Source organism: Aeromonas sp. R6-2, from assembly GCF_040908155.1.
Lineage (GTDB): Bacteria > Pseudomonadota > Gammaproteobacteria > Enterobacterales > Aeromonadaceae > Aeromonas > Aeromonas schubertii.
The window spans coordinates 1-9,017 of sequence record NZ_JBFODE010000011.1; the positions used below are offsets into that span (position 1 = coordinate 1).

General features: G+C 62.5%; 7 protein-coding genes, 1 tRNA gene and 1 pseudogene. 5 read left to right on the plus strand and 4 right to left on the minus strand.

The window, feature by feature from the left end; translation table 11 throughout:
* Nucleotides 1-45 precede the first annotated feature (45 nt).
* A tRNA-Leu gene (locus tag AB5Y48_RS02135) sits at nucleotides 46-131 on the plus strand.
* Between the two features lie 89 nt (nucleotides 132-220).
* Nucleotides 221-487, plus strand: a complete 267-nt coding sequence (locus AB5Y48_RS02140) for a late competence development ComFB family protein (protein WP_050667889.1) — start codon at nucleotides 221-223, stop codon at nucleotides 485-487.
* A gap of 1 nt (nucleotide 488) precedes the next feature.
* Here AB5Y48_RS02140 and AB5Y48_RS02145 read toward each other — a convergent pair whose 3' ends face one another.
* Entirely contained in the window at nucleotides 489-692 is a 204-nt protein-coding gene (locus AB5Y48_RS02145) for a hypothetical protein (RefSeq protein ID WP_050667891.1), read from the minus strand.
* Between the two features lie 288 nt (nucleotides 693-980).
* Between AB5Y48_RS02145 and nhaC the strand changes: the two genes are divergently transcribed.
* Nucleotides 981-2,381, plus strand: a complete 1,401-nt coding sequence (gene nhaC, locus AB5Y48_RS02150) for a Na+/H+ antiporter NhaC (RefSeq protein ID WP_050667890.1) — start codon at nucleotides 981-983, stop codon at nucleotides 2,379-2,381.
* 42 nt (nucleotides 2,382-2,423) lie between these two features.
* Here nhaC and radA read toward each other — a convergent pair whose 3' ends face one another.
* Nucleotides 2,424-3,791, minus strand: coding sequence for a DNA repair protein RadA (gene radA / locus AB5Y48_RS02155; RefSeq protein WP_058628328.1), 1,368 nt, complete (start codon nucleotides 3,789-3,791; stop codon nucleotides 2,424-2,426).
* Between the two features lie 111 nt (nucleotides 3,792-3,902).
* Between radA and AB5Y48_RS02160 the strand changes: the two genes are divergently transcribed.
* The gene (locus AB5Y48_RS02160) at nucleotides 3,903-6,302 is read left to right on the plus strand and encodes a PilZ domain-containing protein (RefSeq protein ID WP_224163741.1); all 2,400 of its coding nucleotides are present in this window, start codon (nucleotides 3,903-3,905) and stop codon (nucleotides 6,300-6,302) included.
* On the opposite strand, the gene AB5Y48_RS02165 is transcribed toward AB5Y48_RS02160, so the two are convergent.
* Together AB5Y48_RS02165 and serB are read right to left on the minus strand one after the other, a co-directional pair.
* The gene (locus tag AB5Y48_RS02165; protein ID WP_368163653.1) at nucleotides 6,277-7,176 is read right to left on the minus strand and encodes an alpha/beta fold hydrolase; all 900 of its coding nucleotides are present in this window, start codon (nucleotides 7,174-7,176) and stop codon (nucleotides 6,277-6,279) included. The two genes, AB5Y48_RS02160 and AB5Y48_RS02165, sit on opposite strands and share 26 nt — an antisense overlap.
* A 21-nt stretch (nucleotides 7,177-7,197) precedes the next feature.
* Nucleotides 7,198-8,202: a phosphoserine phosphatase SerB gene (serB, locus tag AB5Y48_RS02170; protein WP_050667722.1), complete on the minus strand. Its 1,005-nt coding sequence runs from the start codon at nucleotides 8,200-8,202 to the stop codon at nucleotides 7,198-7,200.
* Nucleotides 8,203-8,310: 108 nt separating this feature from the next.
* Here serB and AB5Y48_RS02175 point away from each other — a divergent pair.
* Nucleotides 8,311-8,889 (plus strand): annotated as a pseudogene (locus tag AB5Y48_RS02175) (YtjB family periplasmic protein); the annotation flags it as partial.
* Nucleotides 8,890-9,017: the final 128 nt, after the last annotated feature.

Consider the following 9,017-nt stretch of genomic DNA (forward strand, 5'->3'; position numbering starts at 1 on the left):
CCATGCTTCTCCAGCAGCATGTAAATCTAACTGGAAACACAATGTGCGAAGGTGGCGGAATTGGTAGACGCGCTAGCTTCAGGTGTTAGTGTCCCACGGACGTGAGGGTTCAAGTCCCTCTCTTCGCACCACGATTTCTGAAACGCCCGTAACCTCAGGTTGCGGGCGTTTTGTTTTGGCTATGCTTGTGGTCGAGTCTTTCTTATCCTGGGAGCCCGCCATGAGACTGGATAATGACATCCACAACTTCTACGAACACCTGGTACTCAACGCCATCCGCGAACAGGGGCTGGATTCACGCCTGACGCTGGATCAACTGGCCGATCTCTGCTGCCTCACCCTCAACCATTTACCGGCCCACTACATTCGTCACGATGTCGACATGATCTACTTCCTCACCGATGAGCAGCGCAGGGAGATGACCAGCAAGGTCCAGGATGCACTGGCGATTGCCCATGAGAAGGTGCTCCACTCCAACCCATCCTGAATCAGGGATGCATCAGCAGTAACGTCACCACCCCTGCCATCCCGCCGATGGGAAGCAAAATGAGCCCGGACCTGAGTCTGGGCTCTGTCATGATCAGGGCCGCCAGCAGGAATCCGGCACTGGCAAACCAGTAGGGGTGATGGCGCCCTGCCAGCAGTTGTGCCGCCAGACCGAGCAACAGGGAGAGGGTGAAGAAGAGTCTCATGGGAAAACCAGACAGATAAATGGTAATGGTTATCATTTGAGATCATTTCTTGTCCTGATGCAAGCCCCCGCCTCTCGTTGATAAAAGGGTGATCAGTGGTGAACCGGCGCTGGATCAAAAAAAGTGCGGACAGAGGGAGAATCCGGTCTCATCTCAACGATTTTTTGCCTTTATCAACGAACTTTTATGCTAGATTGCGCCCTCATTTTACGATCGGCCCCTCGGGGCGTACTGCCCGTCAGGAACGAGCAGGGACCGATCCTGGCGAGCAAGAGTTAGGAAGTATCTATGCAAAACCAAATCCAATTACCGAAAATGCACCAGGTGGTGGCCTGTCTGGCCATCTTCCTGGCCCTGGCATTTTCCTTCACCAGCCTCCTCGATCTGCCGATCCAACTGGCCCTGTTTATCGCCTGGTTCGTCATCATGGGGCTCGGCATTAAACTGGGACACGACTACAAATCTCTCGAGCAAGCGGCCATCGACGGGGTAGCCAAGGGGATGGGGGCCATCCTGATCCTGGTCTCGGTCGGTGCTCTGGTCGGCACCTGGATCGCCGGCGGCATAGTCCCCAGCATCATCTACTACGGCCTCAAGGTGATTCACCCCTCCATCTTCCTGCTGGCGACCCTGATCATCTGCTCGCTGACGTCTCTGGCCACCGGCACCTCCTGGGGCTCTGCCGCTACCGCCGGTATCGCCATGATGGGTATAGGCCACAGCCTGGGGGTACCTGCCCCCCTGGTCGCAGGTGCCGTGCTCTCCGGTGTCTACTTCGGCGACAAGCTCTCTCCCCTCTCCGACTCGGTGGTGCTGGCCTCCTCCATGTCCAATGTGGACGTGGTCGAGCACATCAAGGGGATGCTGCCCATCAGCCTCTTCTCCTATGTCATCACCGCAGCCCTGTTTACCGTCGTCGGTATGCAGTACGCCGGCAACGTCAGCCTGGAGCAGGTCGACCTGGTGATGCAGGCCCTGGACCAGCAGTTCAACATCACGCCGCTGGCGGTGGTTCCCATCATAGTGGTGCTGGGTCTGCTGGCTAACCGCAAGCCCGCCTTCCCGGTGATCAGCTTCGGCGCCCTGCTCGGCCTGGTCTGGGCCATCGCGTTCCAGGATATGGATCCGGTTCGCGCCCTCCACTCTGCCTACAGCCCCTTCAGCATCACCTCCGGCGTGCCTTTTATCGACAACATCCTCGGGCGCGGCGGCATGGAGTCCATGCTCGGCTCGGTGGCGGTGATCATCTTCGGTCTGGGCTTTGGTGGTCTGCTCGAGAAGGTGGGGGTACTGGAGGTGATCGCCAACGCCTTCGAGAAGCGCATCAACAGCGTCGGCAGCCTGACCAGCCACACCATAGGCACCGCCTTCCTGGCCAACATCTTCGGCTCTGCCATGTATGTGTCACTGATCCTGACCCCCAAGATCATGGCCAAGAACTACGACCGCCTCGGCCTGCAGCGCAAGAACCTCTCCCGCAACGCCGAGTTTGGCGGCACCCTGACCTGCGGCATGGTGCCCTGGAGCGACAACGGCATCTTCATGGCCGGGGTGCTCGGGGTCGCCACCCTCGACTACCTGCCCTACATGTGGTTGAGCTTCACCTGCATCATAGTCACCATCACCCTCGCCTACCTCGGCAAGGCGGTGAACCGGGCGCCGGTCATCGAGGCCGCCAGCTCCCGCTAAACAAAAAGGCGCCCTCGGGCGCCTTTCTCTATGCCGCAATCATTACAACGCCTCGAGGGCGTCCGCCAGCTTCTTGACCGGCACCACTTCCATCCCCTCAATGGGGGACTTGGGCGCGTTGGCCCAGGGCACGATGGCGCGGCGAAAACCGTGCTTGGCGGCCTCTTGCAGCCGCTCCTGACCGGACGGGACCGGGCGGATCTCCCCCGATAGCCCCACCTCGCCGAACACCACCAGATCCCGCGCCAGGGGCTGATCGCGAAAACTCGACACCATGGCAAGCAGCAGGCCCAGGTCGGCGCTGGTCTCCTCCACCTTGACCCCCCCCACCACGTTGATGAAGACATCCTGATCGGCCATCTGCAACCCGCCGTGACGGTGCAGCACCGCCAGCAGCATGGCGAGACGGTTGTGATCCATCCCCACCGCCACCCGCCGCGGGTTGGAGAGTTGGGAGTAGTCCACCAGCGCCTGCAGCTCCACCAGCAGGGGACGGGTCCCCTCCCAGATCACCATGACCACCGAGCCGGGGGACTGCTCCTCGCCACGACTCAGGAAGATGGCCGAGGGGTTGCTCACCTCACGCATCCCCTGGCCGGTCATGGCAAACACGCCGAGCTCGTTAACCGCCCCGAAGCGGTTCTTGTGGGAGCGCAGGGTTCGGAAACGGGAGTCGTGGCCACCGTCGAGCAGGATGGAGCAGTCGATGCAGTGCTCAAGCACCTTGGGACCGGCCAGGGTGCCGTCCTTGGTGACGTGGCCAACCATGAAGATGGCCACGTTGTTCTGCTTGGCGTAGCGGGTCAGCAGGGCGGCGGCCTCGCGCACCTGGGAGACCGAGCCCGGCGCTGACTGCACATCCGCCACGTGCATCACCTGGATGGAGTCGATGACCATGATCTGCGGCTGCTCCTGCTGGGCAATCACGCAGATCTGCTCGACCGAGGTCTCGGAGAGCATACGCAGCTTGTCGGTGGGAAGCCCAAGACGCGACGCGCGCATCGCGACCTGCTGCAGGGACTCCTCCCCGGTCACGTACAGGGTCTTCATCCGCTCGGCCAGACCACACATGGTCTGCAGCAGCAGGGTCGACTTGCCCGCCCCCGGATTACCACCGATAAGGATGGCCGAGCCAGGCACCACGCCGCCCCCAAGCACCCGATCGAGCTCCTTGAAGCCCGAGGTGAAGCGCGGAATCTCGGTGGTGGCGATCTCGGCCAGGGTCTGCACCCGACTGCCGGCGGCACCCGCATAACCGGTGAAACGGGCCGGACCACCCCGTGGTGAACTCACCCCGAGGCGCACCTCGGTAATGGTATTCCACTCCTTGCACTCCGAGCACTGGCCCTGCCAGCGGCTGAAATCGGCCCCACACTCGGAACACACGAAGGCACTCTTGTTCTTGGCCATGGTCACAACTCTAATCTAAGACAGAATATTTCGATGCTTGATATACTTGTTTGCACTTGGCAGATCAAATCGCCCTTGGATTAAAAATCACTCATTGCGCAGCAGGCAGGCATGGAACGCGATATCGATAATACGCTGCTCGAGCAGTTGATACCCCTGTTGCGTGAACCCGACTTTGACGATCTGTTCGAGCGGGTCACGCATCAGGAGGGTAGCAACAGCCGATTCTTGATAAAAATGGAGATAAACCGCCTCTGCACCCCCTGCCGGCGCGTTATCGATATGCGGGATCACTTCGGCGAACTCTGCCAGATCGCCGAATACAAGGGCATACAGCATGCCATGCCTCCGGAAGCCTGGGCCCTCTTCAACTCCCACTGCTACCTCTATCGCGACCAATACACCCTCGGCGTCTACGAGGCCCTGGCCCAGTGGCAAAAGGAGCACTCCAACGGTCGCCTGACGAGCAATGGTGCCGCCCAGTTACAACCCCCCGAAAGTCCGCTGCGCCAGTTTGACGTCAAACGGGTGATGTTCGCCAGCTACTACGGCCGACGCGAGGAGCGGATGCACTTCAGCTCCCCCGTGCTGCTCAAGACCCATGATGGTGAGCGCCTGTTTGCCAAGACGTCGGATCTCTCGGTTGGCGGCATCAAGGTACAGGTACCCCATCTCCCCCCCTATCTGCCGGGAGACGAGCTGGAGGTCTACTTCACCGGGCTGGAACGAGAGAGCCCCCACCCGGTACTGCACCAACCGGTCAAATACCAGATCCTGGGAGAGAGCCGTCGCGATGACAGGATCTGGCTGCGGCTGCTACGCCTCGGCGAGAATCGGGAGTTTGACGACTTCCTGCGTAACTTCATCGACAGTAACAAGAGCCGCTACCGGGTCAGCGTCGATTACCTGCTCTCCGCCGCCATCATCAAGGGGTACGAACAGTACTACCTGCCCCGCATGGGCGGCATTCCCCTCTTCTTTGGCACCGGTGAGGCGCCACGCCTCGAGATGGCCCTGCGTACCGAGAATAACCAGGGCATCCTCGAATACTGGCGTGACGAGCACAACCGGGACATGCTGGGCGGCCTCTTCACTGCCCTGCGCATGCAGCGCCTGCTCAAACAACCGGAGCCCACCAAGGAGACGGTGATCTACAGCTTCACCCACTCGGTGCGCAGTCATATCTACTTCTTTTCCGCCACCCGGGAAGAGCTCGTCGAGAGCGGCCTGCGGGATCTCTTCTTCCAGGTGGGGGCCCGCCGCCCCAGCTGGCGTGTCTATCGCTTCATCATGGAGCCCTGCAACCTGATGGAGGCCGACATCAGCAGCCTGCTCCCCGGTGAGCAGGGCAACCCTCAGGACGCCTTGCTACAACAGAGGCTCAAGCAGATAGCCTACGTCGGTATGCTGCAGCAGATCGACAACGAACTCACACTGGAAGATTACCAGCTCCCCCCTCTCGAGGGACGCAACGCCAACGAACTGCAGCGCTTCGGCCACCCGATCACGGCCGACCCCTTCGAGGTGGAGACTCTCCACTACATTCAGTTGCGCAAGGAGCGTCGCTACAGCCACAAGACGGCGGTGGTGCTCCGCTACGGGGGCAAGAAACACCTGGGCTGGACCCGGGATATCTCGACCCATGGCCTGCAGATCGAGCTGGAAGAAGGGATCCATTGCCAGAAGGATGATGTGCTCTCCCTCTCCCTGCCGAGCCTGCAAGAGCTCTCCAAGAGCATGGACCTGCGCAACCTCGCCTATCGGGTGGTGGGGGGCAACGGTAGCGGCACCGTACTGCACCTGTGCATCGACGGAGCACCGGAGCGTCACGTGGGTCGCCAGTTCTTCACCCTGCTTATCGAGAGCAACCAGAACAAACTCAAGGCGGTGCAGGAGGGGCGGCGTTACCGGGGGCTGGCGCGTGCACTGCGCAATCTCTATACCCATCACCTCTTCACCGTTCCCTTCTATGTCAACAAGCTCAAGAGCGGCACCCGGATCACCGCGGTAGGACGCTGCGCCCGACCGCGCAGGCTCGACCCTCTGTTGACCACCTTCGCCGAGCAGGAAGGAATGGATAACCTGGCCCCCCTGCTCGGGGGAGAGATGTACAAGTCCCTGGTGCTGGATGTGCTGCGCGAGCGACAGCGGGAGGAGGCCCCTGCCGAGCAGGAGGTCTACATCCACCTGTGGCAGGGGAAAGAGGCACTCCCCCAGAGCGAGTGCCACCGGGTTGACGCCTTTGCCAGCCGGGAGGATCGCCACGCCTTCGTGAGCCGTGCGGTGGCCAATGGTCACTTCTTCTCGGTCAGGGTCGCCCTGTCGCGTACCGGGCGCCCCGATACCAACTTCATCGCCAACGAACTCGACTACATCGCCAAGTTCGCCATCCACAAGGCGCGCCAGCTCGAAGAGGAGCTCTGGAGCGTGGTGGGGTTGGGGGATCTTGTCGACACCACGGCCGCCACCCTGTTTGCCCTGGGGATCACGCCACCTGATCCAGCCAACTGAGGATGGCGGGGAAATGATCCTCGGTCGCCTGAGGCGCCGTCAGCATGTTGATATGGTCGTAGTCCAGCCGGTTACCATTGGCCCGTGAGAGCAGGGTAAAACGCCCATGTGCCCCCATCTCGTTCTGAAAATGCTGCACATCGTTCGGATGGCCGAGCACCCGGTCCGCCCGGGCCGCAATCATCCAGAGCGGCGGCCAGCTGACCCCGGAAGCGGCACTGTCGTAGTCAAAGCCGTCTCGTGGATCGACCCAGGGACCGCCTTTGACCCAGGGGATGGTCTCCTGCAGATAGGCGAGCGGCTCGTCATCGGCCCCAATCCCGTAGCGACGGGCGGCGAAGAAGCCGTGGCGACGCGCCAGCCAGGGGGCCAGCCGGTTCCACAGCAGATCCACCTTGAACCAGCGCTCCGGCCCCTGCACCGAGATTCCGCGCTTGGTGCCGAAAAAGAGCAAGGAGGCCACCTCCCCACTGAGGGGTGGCTGGCGCACCAGGGTTGAGGCCATGATGACGCCCCCCCAGGAGTGGGCCATCCAGTGTACTCTGGCGCCCCCATGTCGCTCCCGCACCCAGGCGTGCAGGGCAGGGATATCCTCGGTAATGAGCTCAAATTGACCGTGCTGCGCCTCATTGGCGATACAGGGCTGGCTCGCCCCACGTCCACGCAGGTCGGCCACATAGACACAAAATCCGTGGCGGGCCAGAAAACAGGCAAGCCCCTTGCCCGATTCGGTGTAGAAGATGCGGCCATTCTCGATGGCGCCGTGCACCATCAGCACGGGTTCACCGTGCACGGGAACGGCCGGTGCGATACGGCGCACATGCAGGGAGTGCCCCCCCACGGTCACATAACAGGATTCTTGTTCCAGTGTCATAGGCCCTCCCTGGCCTCTCGCTTATCGATCCCAGCGCAGGAGTGCGGCACCCGAGGCCTGCAACAGGCTGAGCACCCCGTCCAAATCGTGATGCTCAATGCTGGCCGCCGCCTGGGCACGCACCACGGGTTTGGCGTGAATGGCGATACCAAGCCCTGCGGCAGCCATCATCTTCAGATCGTTGGCCCCATCGCCGACGGCCACTCGCTGCGACCGAACAACACCATACTGCTCCCCCAGTCGGGTAAGCACCTCGGCCTTGACGGTAGCATCGACGATGGGGCCGCTCACCAGACCGGTCAGCTTGCCATCCTCCACCGCCAGCTCGTTGGCAAAGATGGCATCGAGCCCCAGCGCCTGCTGCAGCTCACCGGCGAAACGGGTAAAGCCCCCCGAGGCGATGGCCACCCGCCATCCGGCTTGTTTCAGGGTCTCGACCAGTTCGGCCAGACCCGGCATCCAGGGCATGTGAGCGGCCACCTCATCGAGGATCCCGACCGGGGCACCGGCCAGCAGGGCCACCCGGTTGCGCAGGCTATCGGCAAACTCCAGCTTGCCCTGCATGGCTGCCGCCGTCACCGCCGCCACCTGCTCCCCGACACCGGCGAGCCGGGCGATCTCGTCGATACACTCGATTCGAATCGCGGTGGAGTCCATGTCCATCACCAGCAGGCCCGGCTCGGCCAGGGTCGGCAGGGTCGCCAGATGGGCGACCTCGAAGGGCAGCGCCAGCTCCCGCAAAGAGTGCGCCAGCTCGGGGGAGAAGCGATCACAGCCGAGCAGCAGGGTCTGACGGCAGGCGGGCGCCGGCGGGTAGAGGCAAGTCTCGACCCGGTGACGAGCCAGTACAGGGGCAAGGGCGGCCAGGTGTTCGGCCGTGACGGCCTCTCCTGTGATAACCAGCCAGGCCGCTTGCAGAGGATCGGCCGAGGGATGGAGAGCATCCAGGGAAAGGCGCCAGAGAGGGGCGCCACTTAGCGCCTCAGACCAGGCCTGCGGCGAGGCAGGCAGCGTTGAAATCCGTATCACGTTCAGAGGGTTCCATCTGTCAAAGTGGAGCCAGAGTAGCGTATTGCATTTTCCGCAGGCAAGCGCCAAGATCCCGCACTATTCCCCGCCAGCGGAGTTGCCTGCGTGCGTCATCAACCCCTCAAACGGACCCTCAGCCTGACTCTGGGTGCCCTGCTCTGTGCCTGGGTACTGACCACCCTGCTCGGCATCGAGGCCGCCGAACGCCAGGCGCTCAATGCCCAGGCCCGGGAGCAGGCCGAGGCGCTGGTCAGCTACGCGGCCCGCAACATGAGTCGCTGGTTGCAAGAGAAGAACAAAGACGAGCTCTCCCTGCTGGCCGACAACCTGGCGCGCGATCCCCTCATCACGGATGTGACCCTCTACGACGGGCGCGGCGTCCCCGTCGCCCAGTCGGGCAATGCCCTCCCCCTGGAGTCCCTGCTCCCCATCGGCAGCGATAACCGTACACCACCGAGCGGAGGGCGCAGGCCCTTCGTCGAGGAGATCCGCAAGGGGGACGATACCCTGGGCTATCTGCGGATCACCCTGGAGGAGCAACAACTGCTGGAGCCGCTGCAGGAGAGGTTACTGCGCCAGCAGGAGCGACAGCGGCTGATGCTACTGGTGATGCTGATGGCCGGCTTCCTTATCTCCTTCGGCGTGCGTCGCAACTACGTGCGAGTGCGCAAGCACAGGAAGCGTAGCGCAACCGCCACGCTACCCACCCCGGCCCAGAGCGAGCCCAGCGAGCCCAGCGAGCCCAGCGAGCCCAGCGAGCCCAGCGAGCCCAGCGAGCCCAGCGAGCCCAGCGAGCCCAGCGAGCCCAGCGA

What these genes read in the sequence shown, in the direction of transcription:
- AB5Y48_RS02140 (WP_050667889.1), top strand. Translation starts at nt 221, where the DNA reads ATGAGACTGGATAATGACATCCACAACTTCTACGAACACCTGGTACTC.
- AB5Y48_RS02145 (WP_050667891.1), bottom strand. Translation starts at nt 692, where the DNA reads ATGAGACTCTTCTTCACCCTCTCCCTGTTGCTCGGTCTGGCGGCACAA.
- nhaC (WP_050667890.1), top strand. Translation starts at nt 981, where the DNA reads ATGCAAAACCAAATCCAATTACCGAAAATGCACCAGGTGGTGGCCTGT.
- radA (WP_058628328.1), bottom strand. Translation starts at nt 3,791, where the DNA reads ATGGCCAAGAACAAGAGTGCCTTCGTGTGTTCCGAGTGTGGGGCCGAT.
- AB5Y48_RS02160 (WP_224163741.1), top strand. Translation starts at nt 3,903, where the DNA reads ATGGAACGCGATATCGATAATACGCTGCTCGAGCAGTTGATACCCCTG.
- AB5Y48_RS02165 (WP_368163653.1), bottom strand. Translation starts at nt 7,176, where the DNA reads ATGACACTGGAACAAGAATCCTGTTATGTGACCGTGGGGGGGCACTCC.